Genomic DNA, 18,734 nt, shown 5'->3' with positions numbered 1-18,734 from the left:
AGCCGTATTGCTTCATGCTCAACCAAAGTATATGGGTCCTTCAGGGACTTGACAAGACTTCGAAAATCACAATCAGGTCGAAGTCGAACACGTGCGTCAGCTTCCTCAGCGTCCTCGCTGGGCGGGACAAAGCGACCTGACGCCTCCTCGGCCCGTTGTTAGCATGCCGTGGTGCGCCGCCCTCGCGTCATCCTGTTTCTGACCCTGTTCGTGGCGACGCTGGGCTTGTCGGTCCTCTTCCCGATCCTCGCCCCGCTCGCGAGACGACTCGGCTTGAGCGAAACCGAAGTGGGTCTGCTCGGCACCGCGTACAGCCTCATGCAATTTCTCACGGCGCCGCTGTGGCAAGCACGCTCGGAGCGCGTGGGCCGCAAGCCGATCCTGACGCTCGGGCTCGTCGGTTTCTCGGGGTCGTTCGCGCTGTTCGGCCTCGTCGCCACGCTCGGATTGCACGGCACGCTGTCGGGATGGCCGTTGTTTCTCGGCCTGCTCGTCGCTCGCACGATCGGAGGCGCCTTGTCGAGCGCGACCCTGCCGACCGCGCAAGCCTACCTCGCCGACCTTGGCGACGCGAACAACCGCGGGCCTGCCATGGGCCTCGTCGGGGCCGCGCTCGGTCTGGGCATGGTCTTCGGACCGAGCATCAGCGCCGCCCTGTCGAGCTTCGGGCTGCTCGCGCCCGTGTACTTCTCGGTGGGCCTCGGCCTCCTGACGGCGCTGTTCGCTCGGACGGCGTTGCAAGAAGGCCGCCGCCCGAACGAGGTCGTGGAGCGCCTCACGCCGCGCTTCTCGCTCGATCTGCTCGCCCGGCCCGGCGTGGCCTTGCTGCTCGTGGTGTCCATGCTGTACACCCTCGCGTCGGTCGGCATGGAGCAGACCATCGGCTTTTTCGTGCAAGACCGCCTGGCCGTGTCGGGACGTGACGCCACTCGCACGATCGGCTTCATGCTGACGGTGTTCGGCTTGCTCGCCGCGCTCGTGCAAGGAGGCGCCCTACGCTCCCTCTCGACGAAATTCGCGCCGCGCGCACTCATCTATGCGGGCCTCGTGGTGATGGGAGGCGGCATGCTGCTCATCGCGCTCGGGCAGGACTTTTGGAGTATCACCTTCGCGCTCGGCGTCGTCGGAGTCGGCTCGGCCCTGCTCGCGCCGAGCCTCTCGGCAGCCTTGAGTCTGGGCGCGAGCGAACGTGAACAGGGCCGCATCGCGGGTCTCAACGCCTCGGCGCTCGCCCTCGGGAGAATGTTCGGTCCGCTCATCGGCGCGGGGCTCTACCAACAAGTCAGCGTCAGCGGACCCTACATTTTCAGCGGCGTCCTGCTGTTGCTGCTGCTGCTCGTGAGCGGCGCCGCCTTCAAGCCGACGGTGAACGCCTTCGGCACCGACGACTGACTTCGACGCTCGCCCGCCTACGTCACGCCGTACCGCGCCACGTCCGCCGCGAACACGAGGCCCTGCCACGCGGGGTCACCTCGCGCCAACCTCTCGCGGTTGGCGCGAGCGACCGCCTTGAAGCGACCCAGCGCCTCCAAGTCGTCCAGGTGCGCGGTGTCCTCGCCGAGATGCTCCTCGAACAGCGCGACGCGAAACGCCCGCGCCGACGGCACGTCGTGGATCGCCACGTTCAACTCGGCGTTGCCGAACAACGAAAAGCGATGCCAATTCGCCGAGCCGACCACGGCGCACACGTCGTCCACGAGCAAGAGTTTCGCGTGGACGTAGACGGGCGCCCGTCGTCCGTCCTCGCTCGATCCGGCCAAGCCGCAAAGCGTGAAGTTCGCGTACGAGCCCAACGCCGAGCGCCGCTCGAGGAACGCGCGGCGCTCGGGCGATCGGTAGGCGTCGGGCCCCACCGCCGGTTCGCTCGGCATCACCAACACCACCTCCACGCCGCGCGCGCACGCGGCGTGCAACGCCTCGACGACCTCGAGGACCTCCACGTACTGCTGCTCGACATAGATCGAACGGCGCGCGAATCCCAGCGCGCGCAGCACTCCGTCGAGAACAGAGCGCTCTCCGAGCGCGATGTCGAATTCCGCGCCGTCCACGGGCGGGCGACCGTGTGCCACACGGCCCGCGTGAATCGTTCGCTGCACTTGCACCGTCGCCGTGCCGCGCGGCTTCGGAAGGCGGGCCGGGAACGGCAACTCGTCCTCGCCGTTCCAATGCCCGTCGGCCGCGCGCCGCTCGCTCGCCTCGTTCCAGCGCTGCACGAAGTTGTGCGCCACGTCTCCGACGCACGGTCCTCGCACTTCCACGTACACGTCGTGATTTTGCCCTTCGCCGTGATGGCCGGGCGACACGACCGAATGAGGGTTGAGGTTGATGCCGCCCACGAACGCCACGCCGTCGTCCTCGCCGGGATCGACCAGCCAAGACTTCTGATGCTGACAGAAGCCGCCTTGCGCGCGGTCCCAACGAACGTGCAGCGGCGAGCCGCGCCGCCGAAGCTCGTCGAAGTGTTCGGGTGAACCCCACCACGCGTTTCGACGAAGCGACGCCGTCTCGTCGTCGGGGCGCCAAAAGAGGACGCGCACGTTCACGCCGCGCTTCGCGGCGCATTCGAGCACGTCGAGCGCTTCTCGGCCGTCGGGCATGCGAAAGGACGACCAAAGGAACGTGATCGTCACCCACACGTCGAAACGCGCGGCTTCGATCGCTTCGCAAATACGGCGAAAGGCGGGCTCGCCATCGACGAGCAGCGTCACCGAGTGGCCGTCACGCGGCGGGTACGACCCGCTCGTCACGAACACGGAGGATCGATTTGGAGGCACGCCCGCATTGTACGGAGGCGCGGACGAAACCGTCCGAACCCCGACGGCCAAGAAAAGGTCCGCACTCGCCACGAGCAACACGGGCCTCAACTTGTCGGCGCTCGCCCTCGGGCGTCAGCTCGGGCCGCTCATCGGCGTGGACTTGTGTCCGTCGGTGGGTGTCGGCATTTTCGGCCACGCCCTGCTGCCCCTCGTGAGGAGCGCCGCCCTCGGGCCGACCGTGAGCCCGTTCGGTCCCGACGATCGAGTTCGCGGTGCGTCCCGTTTCCATTTGTGGCGGGCGATCCACCAAGATGAAACGCTCCGCGACAATTCGGTCGTGAACTCGGCGAAATGGTACGTTTCGGCGCTCGGCGGCCTTCGACAATAACGTCGGAGGCCGCAAAACATCGTGTCAGTGCGGCCCGAAAGGATATGCCATGAAAAAGTTGATTGCTGCTTCGCTGACCCTCGCTCTGCTCACAGGCCCTGCCGCCCTCGCCGGAGGTGGCGCGAACACCACGATCGCCGGCATCGTCGCGTCCGACCCCAACTTCTCCACGCTGCTGCAAGCCGTGCAAGCCGCCGGCTTGGCCGAGACTTTGAGCGGCTCGGGCTCCTTCACGGTCTTCGCGCCCACGAACGCGGCGTTCGCCAAGGTGCCCGCCGCGCAGCTGCAGGCGCTTCTCAACGATCCCGCCGCGCTCCGGCGCGTCCTGCTGTATCACGTCGTGCCCGGCCACGTGACCGCCGCGCAAGTCGTGCGTCTGCGCTCCGCGCGCACCTCGCAAGGCTCGAACGTCACGATTGCCGTGAACGGCAGCCGAGTTCGCATCAACAACGCCAACGTCACGCAAACCGACATCGCCGCCAGCAACGGCGTCGTCCACGTCATCGACACGGTGCTCCTACCCCCGGCGAACTGAACGGCCCAAGCAAAACCCCCTCGCCCATCATGGGCGAGGGGGTCGAAGGAAGCGGGTGGAGCCTGCTCAGACGTTGAAGCCGAACATCCGCATCTGGCGCTTGCCGTCCTCGCTCATCTTGTCCGGGCTCCACGGCGGCGACCACACGAAGTCCACGTTGACTTGCGTGACGCCGTCGACGCGCATCACGGCGAGTTCCGCGTCCGCGCGAATCATGTCCTGCACGGGGCAACCGACGGACGTGAGGGTCATGGTGATGTCCACCGCGCCCCCCTCGTTGATCTCCACGTCGTACACGAGGCCGAGATCGACGACGTTCACGGGAATCTCGGGGTCCTTGACGATCTTCATCGCCTCGCGCACCTGAGCTTCGGTCGGGAGCGAGGTGCTCGCGTCGTTCGTTTCCTGGGTCATGTCCTGCGTCACGCGTCCTTCCTTTCGACGGGCAGCCCTGCTTGCTCCCACGCCATCGTGCCACCTTGCAAATTCACCGCGTTGTAGCCTTGCTGCAGCAAAAACTGCGCGGCTTGTGCGCTTCGGGCGCCCGAGCGGCAGATCACGACGATGTCGCGGTCCTTGTCGAGCTCGTCGTACGTCTGCTGAAACGACGAGAGCGGCATGAGCTGCGCGCCTTCGGCGTGCACTTCCTCGAACTCGTTCGATTCGCGCACGTCCAGCAACAACGCGCCTTGCTGAACGAGACGAAGACCTTCTTGAGGAGTCACTTCTTCCATGGAATAAAGCATACCCGAGCGAAACGCTAGGAATGTGCCTTTCGCGCGAGACGCGCGTTCGGCGTACACTGACTCCGTGATTTCTCCCGACGTCGTCGTCGTCGACATCCGCCCGCAGGAACTTCGCTGGAAGGACCCGCTGGAGACGCTCATTCCGAACGAGATTCTCGTGAGCAGCCTCGAAAAGATCGAGAAGGGCGGACACGGAATCACGGGCCGCGTCGTCGTCGTGTGCGAGATCGGCGTGAGGTCTCGCGTCGCCGCGATGTACCTTCTCGCCGACGGGGTGGAAGCGACGCATCTGCCCGGCGGTGTGAAGGGCCTCAAGCTCGCGCTAAGGTCTTGAGCGTCGCACATCGTGCACTCTTCGCGCCGCCTTTGCATGACCATGGCGAGCGGAGGACGTATGAACGCAAACGAAGTCAAGTTGTCGCGCGTCTGCTTGTGGGCCGGTTTCGCTTCGATCCTCGGATCGATCATCGTTTGGGGCGCCTCGGGCGGCCGTGACAAGGACGCGGCGCACGCCGAACGATTCGGTATTTTCATCGGGCTGTGGGCTCCGACGTTCTTCATCCTGTCCGAGCGCTTCGAGAGGTCCGAACGATCCGGCGGATGACCGTCGCGAGCAGTGACGCGCTTCCTGTTCGGCCGTGAAGGCATCCTTTAGACTGTCTCGTTATGCCTCGTACGCCCGTGAAGCCCGAACTGATGAGCCCCGCCGGAGGATGGCCGCAACTCAAGGCGGCCGTGGAGGCGGGCGCGGACGCCGTGTACTTCGGCCTCGACGCCTTTCACGCGCGGGCGAAGGTCGGTTTTTCCAGCGAAGAACTGCCCGACGTCATGCGTTATCTGCACACCCGCGGCGTGCTGGGCTTCGTGACCTTCAACGTCCTCGTGTTCGACCGCGAACTCAAGAACGCCGAAAAGCAACTCGTGCACATCGCGCAATCCGGCGCGGACTCGATCATCGTGCAGGACCTCGGCGTGGCGAAGATCGCCCACGACCTCGTTCCCGACCTTCCGATTCACGGCTCGACGCAGATGAGCATCACGTCCGCAGAAGGCGCCGAGCTCGCTCGGCGCTTCGGAGCGAGCCGCGTCGTCTTGGGTCGAGAACTCAGCTTGCTCGACATCGAGCGCATCGCGAAGGCGACCGACATCGAACTCGAGACCTTCGTGCACGGCGCGTTGTGTGTCAGCTACTCGGGCCAGTGCTTTTCCAGCGAGGCGTGGGGCGGACGCAGCGCCAACCGCGGTCAATGCGCCCAAGCGTGCCGCTTGCCGTACGACCTCGTCGTGGACGACGAGCGGCGCGATCTCGGCGACGCCCGCTACCTACTGTCGCCCGGCGACTTGTACGCGTTGCAGCAAGTGCCCGACCTCGTGCGGATCGGCGTGCACTGCCTCAAAATCGAGGGGCGCTACAAGGACGCCGAGTACACGGCGCTCACGACGAGCGCGTACCGCAAGGCGATCGACGAGGCGTGGGAAGGCCGCCCGCTGTCCATCACCGACGAAGAGGAGCGCGACCTCGAACAGGTGTACTCGCGCGGGCTCGGGCCGCACTTCATCTCCGGCACGAACCATCAAACCGTCGTGCGCGGCCGCGCCCCGAGGCACCGAGGCGTTCGCGTCGGCGAAGTGTTGAACGTCACGCGAACGGGCGTCCTCGTACGCCTCAGCGAACGGGTGCGTCTCGGAGACGGCCTCGTGTTCGACGCGGCGAACTGGCGCAGCCCCGGCGAGCGTGAAGAGGGCGGCCACGTCTTCGGCCTTTTCGACGAGCAGCGCAAACTCGAGGACGCCGCTCCGGGCCGCGTCGTGGAAGTGCGCTTCGGACGCGGCGCCGTCGATCCTTCACGCGTTCGCGCGGGCGACCTCGTGTGGCGCACGTTCGATCCGACGCTCGCCTCGCGCGTCAAGAAGTACCTGGAGCCCGCCGATCCCGTGTACACGCGGCCCGTCGCGGCGTCCTTCCTCGGCTACGAGGGAACGCCCCCGATGCTGACCCTCGTCGACGAGGCCGGCCGCAGCGTCACCGCGGTCGGCGAGACGCCCTTGCAGCCCGCCCGAAACCGCGCCCTCACCGAGGACGCCTTGCGCGACACGCTAGGCAAGCTCGGCGGAACGCCCTTCCACCTCGCCGATCTCAGCGCCGATTTGCCCGACGCGGTCTTCGTGCCCGTCAGCGAACTCAACGCCTTGCGGCGCGAAGCGGTGCGCCTGCTTCTGGAGGAACGCGGCAAGCTGCCGGTGCGGACTTCGCGCGCGCAAAGCGAGTCCGTCTCGCCGCCCGCCTCGCAAGCGGCGGGTTCTCGGCCGCCCGCCCTCCACCTTCTCGTGCGCACGCCCGAGCAACTCGACGCCGCGATCGAAGCTCGGCCCGCGTCGATCACGCTCGACTATCTCGAACTGTACGGCCTCAAGCCCGCCGTGGCGCGCGTCAAGGAGGCGGGCATTCGCGTGCGCGTGGCGAGTCCGCGCGTTCTCAAGCCGACCGAGCAGAACATCCAGAAGTTCTTGCTGTCGCTCGACGCGGACATTCTCGTGCGGTCCGGCGGCTTGCTCGAAGGCTTGCAGGGCGCGCAGCGTTCCCACGAACTCGTCGGCGACTTCAGCCTCAACGCGGCCAACGCGGTGACGACGCGCGAGTTGCTGAAGCTCGGCCTGAGCCGCGTCACGCCGACGCACGACCTCAACGCGCGTCAAGTGGCGGAACTCGCCGCCCTCGTCGGACCCGAGAAGCTGGAGGTGATCGCTTACCAGCACTTGCCCGTCTTCCACACGGAGCACTGCGTCTTCTGCCGTTTCCTGTCGACGGGCACGGACTACACGAACTGCGGGCATCCGTGCGAATCGCACAAGGTGGCGCTGCGCGACGAGAAGGGCTTGCTGCATCCCGTGATGGCGGACGTCGGATGCCGCAACACCGTGTTCGGAGCGCAGGCCCAGACGGCCGCGAAGCACCTCGGCGCTTGGCGGGACGCGGGACTCGCCGAGTTCCGGCTGGAGTTCGTCCACGAGTCGGCCGAGGACGTGCGACGCGTCGTGAGCGCCTTTCGCGCTCACCTCGCGGGCGAGTTGGGCGAGCGCGGCTTGGCCGCGCGACTCGCCGAGATCAGCCCGCAAGGCGTCACGGAAGGAAGCTTGTTCGTGCCCAAAGAGTTCGCGGAGTTGCCTCAACTCGAACTCGTTTGATTCTTGAGAAGAAGCCCACGCGAAGATTGATTTTGCTTTGCATGACTTCACCCTGACCTCAGAGCGGCTCCGTTTATACTGACCCATGCACGCGGTCAAGGTCGAACGGCACGACACGGCGAGAAGCGAGCATCACACCAACACGGGCGTTCGGCCCGTGCACGTTTATCGGGAACATCATCACGGCCTCTTCGTCGCTCGCCCGTTTCTGGGCCATCCCAAAATCGCGTACTGGCAAGCGCACCTCCTGCCGGAACTCGGAATCCAACTTTGCCGTTACGAGTTGCACGGCGGACGCCGCGAATTCGACTACTACATGGACGTCGCCGTCATCCGTCGCGATGGCGAGACGTGGAGCGTCCGCGACCTTTACCTCGACCTCACCGTCTGGAACGGCAAGCGCGCGCAAGTGCTCGACACGAGCGAACTGTGCGCCGCTCGCCTCGAAGGGCTCGTCGACGAACGCGAGGCGCTGTGGGCGGTGGAACGGGCGCACACCATCCTCAACGAGCTCGGACAGCACGATTACCACGTGGACACCTGGCTGGACGCCCAAGGCATACGGCTGGAGTGGCACGAGCCCGTGCTGGTTTGACGAGCGGCCTTTGACAGGCGCGTGTAAGACTTCGGGGCGTACACTTCCCTGAAGTGATCGAAGTCTTGAACTTTCACAAGCGTTTCGGGCGGCACACGGCCGTCTCGGACCTCAGTTTCACAGTGAAGCCCGGCGAGCTCTTCGGTTTGCTGGGGCCGAACGGGGCGGGGAAGACCACCACCATTCGCGCCATGGTCGGCCTGACTCGGCCGACGGACGGCGTCGTGCGCGTCGGCGGATTCGACGTCTGGAAGGATCCGGTACGCGCCAAGGCCGCCTTCGGCTTCATTCCCGACCGCCCGTACTTGTACGGCAAGCTCACCGCGCGCGAACTGCTGCGCTTCATCCGCGACCTGCACGGCAAGGGCAGCGACCACGACATCGAGCGGTGGCTGGAGTTCTTCTCGCTGGAGCACTTCGCGAACGAGCTCATCGAGACGTTCAGTCACGGCATGAAGCAGAAACTGACGATCATCACGGCCCTGCTGCCCGACCCGCCCGTGCTGATCGTGGACGAGCCGATGGTCGGGCTCGATCCGCGCGCCGCGAAGCTCGTGCGCGAACTTTTCCAGGATTACGCGAACAAAGGACGCACGGTCTTGCTGACGACGCACTCCTTGCCGCTCGCCGAGGCGGTCGCGACGCGAATCACCGTCCTCGATCGTGGACGCGTCCTGGGAATGGGCACCCTCGACGAGTTGCGCGAGACGACGCGGACGGGCGTGGGCGGCGTGGAAGGAGAGAGCTTGGAACGCATCTTCTTTCGCCTCGTGGAAGAGGAGGAAGCCGAGCGCAAGCGGGCGCGCGAATTGGAGACGGCGTGAGCGGCTCGTTGCCGGGCCTCAAGGCGCGCGGTCTGATCAACACGCTCGCGCGCGGCCCGAAGGTCACCTTCGTGGTTCTCGGTGTGCTCGGCGCTCTCTTCGTCTGGGGCGAGGTCGAGGGAACGATGCGCGCCCTACGATTCCTCGGCGACTTCGGCGATATCGGCCTCGCCGTGTTTCGCCGCGTGCTGGAAATCGGGTTCGTCGTCTTGTCGGCGGGCGTCACCTTCAGCGCCGTCACGACGGCCATCAGCACCTTGTACCTCAGCGAGGACTTGAACTTCTTGCTGACGCAACCGCTCGCGACGCGAAGCGTCTTCGCCATGAAGGTGTTCGAGACGTACCTCGCCGCCGCGCTCGTTCCGACGGCCCTCACGCTGCCGATCGCGTGGACGATCGGGGCGTTTCTTCACGCGGCTTGGTGGTACTACCCCGTCGCCTTGATCGCCGTGATCCTCGTGTACGCCCTGCCGGTCGGTCTCGGCGCGGCCCTCGCCGTGCTGCTCATGCGCGTCGCGCCCGTCGGCCGAGTGCGTGAAGTCGCCACGGCCCTCGGCGTCTTCATCAGCGCGGCGCTCGTCCTCGTGATTCGCGCCGCGCGGCCCGAGAACTTGCTGCGGCAACTGCAAAACACCCAGGAGTTCGACCGATTGCTGCGCGACTTCGCCTCGCCGAGCAATCCCTTCTTGCCGCCCGCGTGGGGCGCGAACGGCTTGTGGCTCGCCGCGACCGGAAACCCGCCGATCAGCCTCGTGCCCCTCGCGATTCTCGCCGCGCTCGTTCTCGGAGGTGCCGCCTTGCTCGCCACGCACGCCTATCAGCAAGGCTGGGCGCGCGCCATCGACTCGAGTCGCGTGAAACTCGATCCGACGCCGAAACGAGCGAGTGCGGCCGAAGGCTTCGCCGCGCGCTTCGGGAAAAGCGGTGTGCTGGCGTTCAAGGACACGCGACTCTTGTTCCGCGATCCCACGCAGTGGTCGCAGCTTCTCATTCTCGCCGCGCTCGCCGGGGTGTACCTCGTGAGCGTCCGCTCCGTGCCACTGGCGGGCTTCGCGCAATTCCAGAACATTCTCGGCTACATCCAACTCGCCTTTCAAGGCTTCGTGATCACCGGAGTGGGCGTTCGTCTCGCGTTCCCGGCCGTGAGTTTGGAGGGCCGCGCGTACTGGCTGCTGCGCACGTCGCCGATCGACGTGCGGCAACTCGTCGTCAGCAAGTACCTCGGGGCGTTGCCGCCCACCATGCTGCTCGCGCTCGTCCTCGCGTACTTCAGCGCCCGCGTCCTCAATCTCACGGACGTCGTCGTGCTCGCGAGCGTCGTCGTCGCGCTGTCGAACGCGCTCGTGATCACCGCGCTCGGAATCGGGCTCGGCGCGGCCTTTCCCAAACTGAACGCCGACAATCCCGCCGAGATCGGCTTGTCGCCCGGCGGCTTGCTGTACATGCTCGGAAGCCTCGCTTATAGCGTGCTGTTGCTGATCGTCCTCGCGCGTCCCACGTACCTCAGCGTCACCCTGCCCGACGCGTACCCCGGCCTGAGCGCCTTCACCGAACCGCTCGGCGCGCTCGCCCTGCTCGGCGTGCTCGCCCTCACGGTGATCGGAACGCTCGCGCCGCTCGTGTTCGGATGGAGACGCCTCGATCGCCTCGAGTGAGGCGCCTGGGCATCTGCACGAAAGGTGAAGGTTGCCTGCATCATAGAGGCGCGACCTCCTCGTACGTTGAAGTGTGCCCGAATCGCCCCTCGTGTCCGTCCTGATGCCGACGTTCAAGCACGCGACCTTCGTGCGCCGCGCTTTGGAGAGCCTGTTCGCGCAAACGTTCGAGGATTGGGAATTGCTGCTTATCGACGACGGATCGCCCGACGACACGGCGCACGTCGTCGCGCCGCACCTCGCCGATGCGCGCGTCCGCTTCCACCGATTCGAGCACAACGTCGGCCTCGGCGCCGCCTTGAACTTCGCGACGGACCTCGCGCGAGGACGTTACCTCGCCTACCTGCCTTCGGACGACGTGTGGTACCCGGCGCACCTCGCGTCGCTCGTGCGCGTCCTGCAAGAACGTTCGGACGTGTACCTCGCGTACGGCGGCGTGCGCTTTGAATACCGGCATTTCGCGGCGACGCTCCGGGGAGACGACGTCGTCGGACGCGAGGAAGAAGTCTTGGACACGCCGCTCGCTCCCAAGAAGGGCGAGACGATCACGAGCGGCAACATCCTCGCCCTCGCTCAAGTGCTGCACCGCCGAGACCCTCAAGGCGACGCGCGCTGGACCGAACGCCACGAGTTCGTGTCGGACAGCTTGGAAGCGGACTTCTGGCGGGGTCTGCTCAAGCGGGGCGCTCGCTTCGCCTACACCGGGAAGGTGTCGTGCGAGTGGGTCGACCACCCGTGGCAACGACACAAGGTCATCGCGCACTTTCAAGGTGGCTTGTCGCGCTACCGCTCGTACTACGGCGTCGGTCAGGACGTGTGGCTCGACTTTCGCCCGTCGCGGGGCATGCGCGTGAACGAGCGCGAGCGCTTCGGCCGCTTCGACGAGGCGCGCGCGTTGCCGAAGCGCGGCGCCCTGCGCGTCTTGATCGTCGGCTCGCTCGGCTTCAATCCCGAGCGCGTCCTCGCGCTCGAAGAGCGCGGTCACAAGCTCTACGGATTGTGGCTGAAGAACACCGAGACGTGGGACTCGGCGGGCCCGTATCCGTTCGGCAACATCGAGACGGTCGCGCACGACGACCGTTGGCTCGACCGCGTGAAGGCCGCGCGGCCCGACGTCATCTACGCCCTGCTCAATTGGCAGGACGTGCGCTTGCTGCGTGACGTGCAGGAGGCCGTGCGCGAAGCTCGGCTCGGCGTGCCGTTCGTGTTCCACTTCAAGGAGGGGCCGTTCATCTGCTTGGAGCACGGATTGTGGCCCGATCTCGTGAAGCTCGTGACGGACAGCGACGGGCGCGTCTTCATCTCCGACGAGAACCGCGCGTGGTTCGAACTCGCCTTGAACGAGCGCTTCGACGACGCGGCGACCTTCGTCCTCGATGGGGACCTTCCGAAGATCGAGTGGCAGACGAACGACTGGGCGCCGAAACTGTCCGACCTCGACGGCGAGGTGCACACGGTGTGCGCGGGACGGCCCATCGGGATCGTGCCGTGGTCGGACATCGCCGCCGCGCGCCTGCACGTGCACTTTTACGGCGAGCACTTCCACGCGTGGTTTCCGAACTGGACGCGCGAAGGGCTCGAGACGGGATTCATGCACCTGCACCCGACCGTGGGTCCGCGCGACTGGGTGCGCGAGTTGTCGCGTTACGACGCCGCGTGGGTGCAAGTGCACGACTCGGTGAACGGCGGCGATCTTCGGCGCGCGACTTGGGACGACCTCAACCTGCCGGCTCGGCTCGGCACGTACGCGGCGGCGGGCTTGCCGTGGATTCTCAAGGACAACCGCCACTCGACGGTGGCGATGCAAAGCCTCGCGGCGCGCCACGACTTCGGCGTCTTCTTCGGGACGTTCGAGGACGTCGCGGTCCAACTGCGAGATCCCGAGCGCAAACGCGAGCTCACCGAGAACGCTCGCCGTGCCCGCCATCTGTTCGCGTTCGATACGCACGCGGACGATCTCGTGACGTTCTTTCGGCGCTTGATTCAGCGTCGAGAGGCGAGCGAAGACTCGTCCACCCGCCGCGCCTGAATCATTCCAGCACGTACTTCACGCCTTCTTCGAACGCCACCTCGTTCCAAGCGTCTTTGCGCAAGATCTTGTTGCGTTTCCACGGCACGTAATCGGTGCTCCCCGTCGGTGAACGCAAGAAGCCGCGCAAGCCGACTTCGGCGCTTCGCAGGGTGCCGCCTTCCAAGCCCATCTGCAGCAAGGTGCGCACGTCGTCCGCGTCCTTCGTCCCGGTGAGGCGAACGGCCCGCACGTCACCGCTTCCGTCGGCATTCACCGCGTAGTACGTCGGGCGCAACCCCCACGCGGCCACGAACCGCTCGGCGTCCTCTCGGGAAGCGGGCTGCGCGAAGGCGAGGTGCGCGTCGAGCTCGAAGCCGCGCTCGCCCTTCTTCTCCATCACGCCACCCCGAGCTGCTTCGTGTGACGCCGAGTGTGCAAAACGGCCACGCGGCCCCAATCGAGCGCGTTCAAGTCGCCGAAGAACGGATGCCAGAAGGCGCGGGTCGACGCGGGATTCGCCTTCTCCAGCTCCCGGTCGAGGCGGGCGTGCAGATCGCGCCACGTCGCCTCCACCGCGTCCCACGTCACGCCTTCGGCGGGACGCAAGCCTTCGGGCGCGACGAAGCGTCCATTGACCGTCTCGCCGGGCTGCTTGGGCATGTCGGGAAGGGCGCGGTCGGAATTCAGGAGGTAGATCAGCTTCGAGAAGGTCGTGTTGGCCTTCAGGACGTGCTCCAGCTGCTGCGCGGGACTCCACGCGAGCGAGTAGTCGTCGGACGGCGCGAAGTCGCGTACGGGCGTGAAGAAGCGGTCGCTCGGCACGCGACGAATCACGTCCTCGAATTCGGTGAGGGCGAGACGCAGTTGCCGAGCGACGTCGGACGGCGTCGCTCCGTACGACGCGAGAAAGTCGGGAGTGCTGGTCATGGCGCGAGTATACCCGCGCGCCGAGTCCCGCCTCGCGGCGTCAGATCGACCGCGCGAGGCCCAAGCGACGTGTGACGCGTTTCCATAGAGGCGGCGCGAAGTGCTTCGAGAAGTCCACGGTCGCCTGCTCGCTGCCGACGTCGTACCCGAGGCGTTGCTTGAGGTAGTAGCGATGGTCCATGATCCACAAGTAGAGGTCGGCTTCCGTGCGGTCGGGGAAGCGGCGCATGACGTCGTGCTCGCGAATTTCCTCCACGACGCGCGCGTACAGACGGCGGTGCCAACTTTCGACCGCTTCCTCCCACGACACCTCGTGTCCGAACTTCAATCCCAGAAAGTACTGCCGCGTGCGAATGTGGTCGAGCAGGATGTCGTACCGGCCGGGCGTCGTGAACAGAATCGGCTGGAAGTTCGGCACGAGTTCGGGCAGGCGCGTCACGTCCAGGAAGCGCGCGAGTTCGCCTTTGATGATGAGGTCGCGCAACGTGTCGTTCTTGTCGGGCGCGACGCGCACGTCGAGCTCGATGATGTCCGCGTCGATGTACTTCTGGCCTTGTCGGCGCGCGACGGACACGCGGTGGTTGCCGTCCTTGACGAAGTACAACTCGCCGACTTTGTAAACGGAGATGGGCGGCAGTTCCTTACCGGCGAGTTGCGCGCCGCGCACGCCCGTCCAGCGTTCGTCGAGGTGCTCTTCTCGCGGCAGGAAGTGGCGGGTGAAATCCTTGTAGCGGTCGACCGAGCCGATGACGTCGTCGACGGGAATGGTTTGAAGCCCTCGGTAATGCTCGCCGTGAGGCGCGAGGTGCTTCATCCAATCGAAGGGGACGAGTTCGTTCGGCTCGCCGCGCAGCAAGTGCAGCACACCCTCGACCGCCCCGAGAAACTTCGCGCGGTCCAGTTCGTGTTTGGCTTGTTCTTTGCTGTCCATGCGTCCTCCACTTCACGCCCTTCGGGCCCTTCGTCCGCCAACGAGGCAGCGTCACCTTGCTGCCTTCAGTGTAGCGAACAAGTTCGGGATTTGTGTACCTGCAACACGAAGCGGGCAGCCCGAAGAAAGCCGCAAGGTGCGCTACCATGTCCCCTCAAGCCGCGGTGCTAGCGTACCGACAGGCCGCCTCGCCCGAGGCGGCCCGCACGGAGGATGCATGCTCGGCAAGTTCTTCAAGAAACCCGACGGCGACATGGGCGGGCGCGTACCGCCCGGTCAAGCCCTCACCACGCGCTTTCCCGTCCTCACGTACGGTCCGACGCCACGCATCGAACCCAACAACGTCGAGATTCGCGTGTGGGGCCTCGCGGAGGAGACCCGATTCACGTGGGACGACCTCATGGCCATGCCGCAGACGACCCACACCTACGACATCCACTGCGTCACGCACTGGAGCAAATTCGACACGGCTTGGACGGGCGTGACCGTACCCGAACTCATGAAGCGCGTCACCCTCAAGCCCGGCGCGACGCACGTCATGATCCACTCGTACGGCGGTTACACCACGAACCTCTCGCTCGAAGACTTCGTGCGTGACCTCAACCTGCTCGCCCACACCTTCGACGGCGCTCCGCTCGAAACCGACCACGGCGGTCCCATGCGGCTCGTCGTGCCGCACTTGTACTTCTGGAAGAGCGCCAAATGGATCTCGGGTTTGGAGTTCATGCCGCACGACGAGCCCGGCTTTTGGGAACGTAACGGCTACCACCTGCGCGGCGATCCCTTCAAAGAGGAACGCTACGACGACGACTGAGCCCACGCCCGACTACATCGTCCCCGACTTGCTGCGCGACGGGTTGATCCTCGTCTTTTGCGGCACGGCGCCCAGTCCGGCGTCCGCGAAGGCCAAAGCGTACTACGCCCATCCGCACAACAAGTTTTGGCGCGTTCTCTTCGACGTCGGCCTCACGGCGACGCGCTTGGCTCCGAGCGAGTACCCGAACCTGCTCGACCTCGACATCGGGCTCACGGACGTCGCCAAGCGCCACTTCGGCATCGACAGCAAACTTCCCAAGGACGCCTTCGCGCCGGACGAACTTCTCGGAAAGCTCGAACACTATCGACCCCGGCTCCTCGCCTTCACCAGCAAGCGCGCCGCGTCCGAGGCGCTCGGCGTGCCCACCGGCAAACTGCCCTACGGCCGCCAGGAACGCACCCTCGCGAACGTCGAACTTTGGGTTTTGCCGTCCACGAGCCCGCTCGGCGACAACCACTTCCGCCTCGAACCGTGGCAAGCGATCGCCGAGCGGTACCGCGACTTGCGGGCGGACGAGTCGTGAGGCTTCACCCTCGGGCGCGAAAGCGACGAACTTTTCGCACGAACGCGCGAACGCTGTCGGCGTTCGCGCCTCGTCCGTAGCGCAGCGTTTCGTACTCGTGGGCGAGGGCCCGCACGTCGCGCGCCACGTCCGGCTTGACGCTCGCCACGCGCGCCGCGTACGCGCCCGCCGATTCCGAAGGCGAGCGGTCCACGCCGACGCGACGCGCGAGGAGGTCGAAGGCGACGACGAGCGGATCGGGCCGCGCCACGCGGCCGCGCACGACGAACAGCATCGGCAAGGTGGCGAGGACGACGACGGCGACGCACAGCAGCAGAAGCGACGCCCCACCCGCCTTGGCGAGCCCGATGCTGGCGAGGAGCGCCGCTTGCGCGCCTCCGTCATAGGCGACGAGGTCGTTCCACGCCGTCTGGAGCGCATCGATGCGCAAGCTGAGCCGCGAGAGCAGGGAGTTCGCGCCGCGTGACAAGGGAGGAAGCGCCGCCGGGTCCGTGACGCTGCGCGCGACGTCGCCGGAAAGACGCGCGGGCGACACGACGCCGGTCGGGTCGACGCGCCGCCAACCTTCTCCGTCGAGCCATACTTCCGTCCACGCGTGCGCGAACGACTGCCGCACGATGAGGTAGTTCCCGTTGGGATTGACCTCGCCTCCGAGGTAGCCGCTCACGACTCGCGCGGGCAAGCCCGCCGCGCGCATCAAAAACGCGAACGCGGACGCGTAGTGCTCGCAAAATCCCTGGCGCGTGCCGAAGAGGAAAGCGTCGATGCCGTTTTCGCGCGGCAAGGCGGGCGGCTCGAGCGTGTACTTGAAGTTGCCGCCGCGCAAGAAGGCAAGGGCGCGTTCCACGCGCTCCGCGGGAGGCAGCGTCGCCCACGACGCGCCGAGGGCGCGCGCCCGAGGATCGCCGCCGCTCGGAAGCACCGTCGAGTCGTGCAGGATCGCCGGGTACTCGCGGCGTCCGACGAGGCTGCTCGGCGCGGATTCCAACTCGAAGCGTCGACGCGCCGTGATGATGTCGCGCACGACGAGCTGAAAGGCGTTCGTGATGCGAACATCCCCCGGACCTCGCAAGGGGTAGTCGAGGGCGAGCACCCAACGGGTGCCGCTCGGTTCGAGCGAAAGGGCGTAGCGAACGACGTTGCCGCGCTCTTCCACGAGCGGCGGCCACAGCGGACCTCCCGTGACGCCCGTGACGTAGGTGCGCGACCGCACCCAACGCCGCCCGTCGAAGTCGTCGAAGACGGGACCGCGCCAGTACAGCTCGTTTTGCGGCGGAATCGCGCCCTCGAAGTCGGCGCGAAAGGCGACCGCGCTGGACTTCGTGAGGCTGGAGACGCTGCCGGGCGAAATCTCGTTCGCGAGCCCCGTCTCGGCCCGGTCTGACGAGACGGGCAAGGTCCACAGCGGCTGCGCGGGCCTCGGGAAGACCACGAACAAGGCGGCGGCAAGCGGCACGGCGCTCAAGACGAGCTTCACGACCCGCGCGCCACGCGTTCGGGGGTGCGGACGGTCGGGCGCGCGCCACCACGCCGCGACGACCGTCAACGCGACGGTCATCAGCAGGGTGTAGAGCGTCACGAGAGGGCCTTGCTCGAAGAAGAAGTTCGCGCCGAGCGCGAAGTACCCCAGCAAAAGGAGGACGCGAACGTCGCGGCGGGTACGCGTCTCGTGAATTTTCAGGGCGAGCAAGAGCAGCAAGAAGGCCGTGCCTCCGTCTCGCCCCAGCAAGGTGCCGTACTCGCTCGCGATGCCCCACGCGACGACGGCGGCGCCGACGACGAGCGTGAACACGGGCGGAATGCCCGCTCGGCCCACGGCGATCAAAGCTCGCCAAGCCAGCAGGCCCACCAGCAGGGCCGACAGCCACGGCGGAAGGTGCGCGAAGTACGGCACGAACACGAGGCCCAGCACGCCGAGCAGCGTGACGGTCGGCCGCGAAGGCAGGACGTTCACGCGTCCGCCCGCTCCTCGAACGTGGCGAGGGCGACGAGGCCGCGCCGCGTGATCGCCGCGCCTTGACCTCTCACGACCGCCACTCCTGGCAAACGAAGCTCGAACACGACGTTCTCGCGCTCCGCTCGCAAAAGCCACGCGCACAAGCGCGACAGGCGCGCCTCGGCGCCCAGGCTTCTCAGAGCCGTGAAATCGAGCAGGGCGGCGCCGCCTCCGTTCGCGTCGAAGGTGCGCACGACGAGTGGACCCTGCGACCGCGCCGCGTGCCGCCACGACACGCGCGTCGGTGCGTCGCCGGGCACGTAGGGCCGCAGCGAGTGAAAGTCCTCGTTGCCAGCCACGCGCGTGCCCCCGCCCTCACCGCTGCCCGCTCCTCGCGGCAAGGGCGGCGCGCCGCGCTCGGGCGCCGGATAGACCAAGACCGTCACGTCCTCGTCGTGCCGCACGCGCGCCTCGAAAAAGCCGATGGGATCGCCGCCGCGTACCTCCACTCGCCCGAGGTTGGCCCGTCCTCGCCGCTCCACCTTCACGAGAACGTCCGCGCGGACGTCGCCTCGCGCGGGTACGTCCACGCGAATCCGCGCGCCTCGCAAGGCGACGTCCACGTCAGGCCGCTCGCGTCCCCCGCCGTTCAGCACGATCGGCACGCGCGCCTCCTCGCCCGCGAAGACGGCGGGCGGATCGGCCACGTCGACGTGCAAACCCGGCAGGGCGCGCAAAGCCGCCACGCCGCACGCCGCCCACAAGCCGGTCAGCAAGAAGGTCAGGAAGTACCCGAGGCTCAGACCGTAGTTGATGCACCCGATGAGCATCGCCGCGACGAGCCCCAAGAAGGACAAGCCGAAGCGGGTGGGTTTGACGGCAAACGGATCGTTCACGCGCGCCC

The 18,734-nt window shown here is 66.6% G+C and carries 20 protein-coding genes; 12 read left to right on the top strand and 8 right to left on the bottom strand.

Translation table 11 applies throughout. From position 1 onward, the window contains the following. Positions 1 to 171: 171 nt before the first annotated feature. Positions 172 to 1,392 carry an MFS transporter gene (locus DES52_RS01565; protein ID WP_110885190.1) on the top strand — a complete coding sequence of 407 codons (1,221 nt, stop codon included), beginning with the start codon at positions 172 to 174 and terminating at the stop codon, positions 1,390 to 1,392. Positions 1,393 to 1,409: 17 nt separating this feature from the next. On the opposite strand, the gene DES52_RS01560 is transcribed toward DES52_RS01565, so the two are convergent. Next, positions 1,410 to 2,774: a phospholipase D-like domain-containing protein gene (locus DES52_RS01560; RefSeq protein WP_170130838.1), complete on the bottom strand. Its 1,365-nt coding sequence runs from the start codon at positions 2,772 to 2,774 to the stop codon at positions 1,410 to 1,412. A gap of 7 nt (positions 2,775 to 2,781) precedes the next feature. On the opposite strand from DES52_RS01560, the gene DES52_RS01555 reads away from it, so the two are divergent. Continuing rightward, the gene (locus DES52_RS01555) at positions 2,782 to 3,144 is read left to right on the top strand and encodes a hypothetical protein (RefSeq protein ID WP_170130837.1); all 363 of its coding nucleotides are present in this window, start codon (positions 2,782 to 2,784) and stop codon (positions 3,142 to 3,144) included. A 49-nt stretch (positions 3,145 to 3,193) separates the two neighbouring features. Beyond that, a complete protein-coding gene (locus DES52_RS01550; protein WP_110884986.1) occupies positions 3,194 to 3,679 on the top strand; it encodes a fasciclin domain-containing protein in 486 nt (161 codons plus the stop codon). 66 nt (positions 3,680 to 3,745) lie between these two features. Here DES52_RS01550 and DES52_RS01545 read toward each other — a convergent pair whose 3' ends face one another. After that, positions 3,746 to 4,093, bottom strand: coding sequence for a metal-sulfur cluster assembly factor (locus DES52_RS01545; protein WP_110885189.1), 348 nt, complete (start codon positions 4,091 to 4,093; stop codon positions 3,746 to 3,748). Positions 4,094 to 4,101: 8 nt separating this feature from the next. Next, positions 4,102 to 4,413 carry a rhodanese-like domain-containing protein gene (locus tag DES52_RS01540; RefSeq protein WP_245900562.1) on the bottom strand — a complete coding sequence of 104 codons (312 nt, stop codon included), beginning with the start codon at positions 4,411 to 4,413 and terminating at the stop codon, positions 4,102 to 4,104. Between the two features lie 76 nt (positions 4,414 to 4,489). Here DES52_RS01540 and DES52_RS01535 point away from each other — a divergent pair, with 76 nt between their 5' ends. The 7 genes from DES52_RS01535 (at position 4,490) to DES52_RS01505 (ending at position 12,714) form a co-directional block, all read left to right on the top strand. After that, positions 4,490 to 4,759, top strand: coding sequence for a rhodanese-like domain-containing protein (locus DES52_RS01535; RefSeq protein WP_110885188.1), 270 nt, complete (start codon positions 4,490 to 4,492; stop codon positions 4,757 to 4,759). A gap of 60 nt (positions 4,760 to 4,819) precedes the next feature. Beyond that, the gene (locus DES52_RS01530; RefSeq protein WP_110884984.1) at positions 4,820 to 5,029 is read left to right on the top strand and encodes a hypothetical protein; all 210 of its coding nucleotides are present in this window, start codon (positions 4,820 to 4,822) and stop codon (positions 5,027 to 5,029) included. A gap of 62 nt (positions 5,030 to 5,091) precedes the next feature. Further along, positions 5,092 to 7,611 carry a U32 family peptidase gene (locus tag DES52_RS01525; protein WP_110884983.1) on the top strand — a complete coding sequence of 840 codons (2,520 nt, stop codon included), beginning with the start codon at positions 5,092 to 5,094 and terminating at the stop codon, positions 7,609 to 7,611. A gap of 85 nt (positions 7,612 to 7,696) precedes the next feature. Next, positions 7,697 to 8,206: a DUF402 domain-containing protein gene (locus tag DES52_RS01520; RefSeq protein ID WP_110884982.1), complete on the top strand. Its 510-nt coding sequence runs from the start codon at positions 7,697 to 7,699 to the stop codon at positions 8,204 to 8,206. A gap of 53 nt (positions 8,207 to 8,259) precedes the next feature. Next, on the top strand, positions 8,260 to 9,030 hold the full coding sequence (locus DES52_RS01515; protein ID WP_110884981.1) for an ABC transporter ATP-binding protein: 771 nt from the start codon (positions 8,260 to 8,262) through the stop codon (positions 9,028 to 9,030). Next, the gene (locus DES52_RS01510; RefSeq protein WP_110884980.1) at positions 9,027 to 10,685 is read left to right on the top strand and encodes a putative ABC transporter permease subunit; all 1,659 of its coding nucleotides are present in this window, start codon (positions 9,027 to 9,029) and stop codon (positions 10,683 to 10,685) included. Before DES52_RS01515 ends, DES52_RS01510 begins: the two co-directional genes overlap by 4 nt. Positions 10,686 to 10,758: 73 nt before the next feature. Then, the gene (locus tag DES52_RS01505; RefSeq protein ID WP_110884979.1) at positions 10,759 to 12,714 is read left to right on the top strand and encodes a glycosyltransferase family 2 protein; all 1,956 of its coding nucleotides are present in this window, start codon (positions 10,759 to 10,761) and stop codon (positions 12,712 to 12,714) included. A gap of 1 nt (position 12,715) precedes the next feature. Here the strand turns inward: DES52_RS01505 and DES52_RS01500 are convergent, their stop codons facing one another. From DES52_RS01500 to DES52_RS01490, 3 genes are read right to left on the bottom strand one after another with little or no spacing between them, the layout of a single operon-like run. Beyond that, the gene (locus tag DES52_RS01500; RefSeq protein WP_110884978.1) at positions 12,716 to 13,093 is read right to left on the bottom strand and encodes a hypothetical protein; all 378 of its coding nucleotides are present in this window, start codon (positions 13,091 to 13,093) and stop codon (positions 12,716 to 12,718) included. Next, complete coding sequence (locus tag DES52_RS01495; protein WP_110884977.1) at positions 13,093 to 13,623, bottom strand: DinB family protein; 531 nt, start codon at positions 13,621 to 13,623, stop codon at positions 13,093 to 13,095. The genes DES52_RS01500 and DES52_RS01495 overlap by 1 nt, the downstream gene beginning before the upstream one ends. A 40-nt stretch (positions 13,624 to 13,663) precedes the next feature. Further along, a complete protein-coding gene (locus DES52_RS01490; RefSeq protein ID WP_110884976.1) occupies positions 13,664 to 14,554 on the bottom strand; it encodes a DUF4032 domain-containing protein in 891 nt (296 codons plus the stop codon). A 217-nt stretch (positions 14,555 to 14,771) separates the two neighbouring features. Here DES52_RS01490 and DES52_RS01485 point away from each other — a divergent pair, with 217 nt between their 5' ends. After that, positions 14,772 to 15,368, top strand: coding sequence for a sulfite oxidase-like oxidoreductase (locus tag DES52_RS01485; protein ID WP_110884975.1), 597 nt, complete (start codon positions 14,772 to 14,774; stop codon positions 15,366 to 15,368). A 28-nt stretch (positions 15,369 to 15,396) separates the two neighbouring features. Beyond that, positions 15,397 to 15,894, top strand: a complete 498-nt coding sequence (locus DES52_RS01480) for a mismatch-specific DNA-glycosylase (protein ID WP_245900561.1) — start codon at positions 15,397 to 15,399, stop codon at positions 15,892 to 15,894. Positions 15,895 to 15,898: 4 nt separating this feature from the next. On the opposite strand, the gene DES52_RS01475 is transcribed toward DES52_RS01480, so the two are convergent. Together DES52_RS01475 and DES52_RS01470 are read right to left on the bottom strand one after the other, a co-directional pair. Then, positions 15,899 to 17,848 carry a transglutaminase TgpA family protein gene (locus DES52_RS01475; RefSeq protein ID WP_170130836.1) on the bottom strand — a complete coding sequence of 650 codons (1,950 nt, stop codon included), beginning with the start codon at positions 17,846 to 17,848 and terminating at the stop codon, positions 15,899 to 15,901. Then, complete coding sequence (locus DES52_RS01470; RefSeq protein ID WP_110884973.1) at positions 17,845 to 18,726, bottom strand: DUF58 domain-containing protein; 882 nt, start codon at positions 18,724 to 18,726, stop codon at positions 17,845 to 17,847. Before DES52_RS01470 ends, DES52_RS01475 begins: the two co-directional genes overlap by 4 nt. Positions 18,727 to 18,734: the final 8 nt, after the last annotated feature.

The sequence above is a fragment of the Deinococcus yavapaiensis KR-236 genome, assembly GCF_003217515.1.
Classification (GTDB): domain Bacteria; phylum Deinococcota; class Deinococci; order Deinococcales; family Deinococcaceae; genus Deinococcus_A; species Deinococcus_A yavapaiensis.
This window is presented reverse-complemented; position numbering and strand designations above follow the sequence as displayed.

Excerpts from the sequence above, each read along its gene's own strand:
- DES52_RS01550 (WP_110884986.1), top strand. The coding sequence starts at position 3,194 with ATGAAAAAGTTGATTGCTGCTTCGCTGACCCTCGCTCTGCTCACAGGC.
- DES52_RS01545 (WP_110885189.1), bottom strand. The coding sequence starts at position 4,093 with ATGACCCAGGAAACGAACGACGCGAGCACCTCGCTCCCGACCGAAGCT.
- DES52_RS01540 (WP_245900562.1), bottom strand. The coding sequence starts at position 4,413 with ATGGAAGAAGTGACTCCTCAAGAAGGTCTTCGTCTCGTTCAGCAAGGC.
- DES52_RS01530 (WP_110884984.1), top strand. The coding sequence starts at position 4,820 with ATGAACGCAAACGAAGTCAAGTTGTCGCGCGTCTGCTTGTGGGCCGGT.
- DES52_RS01525 (WP_110884983.1), top strand. The coding sequence starts at position 5,092 with ATGCCTCGTACGCCCGTGAAGCCCGAACTGATGAGCCCCGCCGGAGGA.
- DES52_RS01520 (WP_110884982.1), top strand. The coding sequence starts at position 7,697 with ATGCACGCGGTCAAGGTCGAACGGCACGACACGGCGAGAAGCGAGCAT.
- DES52_RS01500 (WP_110884978.1), bottom strand. The coding sequence starts at position 13,093 with ATGGAGAAGAAGGGCGAGCGCGGCTTCGAGCTCGACGCGCACCTCGCC.
- DES52_RS01495 (WP_110884977.1), bottom strand. The coding sequence starts at position 13,623 with ATGACCAGCACTCCCGACTTTCTCGCGTCGTACGGAGCGACGCCGTCC.
- DES52_RS01490 (WP_110884976.1), bottom strand. The coding sequence starts at position 14,554 with ATGGACAGCAAAGAACAAGCCAAACACGAACTGGACCGCGCGAAGTTT.
- DES52_RS01485 (WP_110884975.1), top strand. The coding sequence starts at position 14,772 with ATGCTCGGCAAGTTCTTCAAGAAACCCGACGGCGACATGGGCGGGCGC.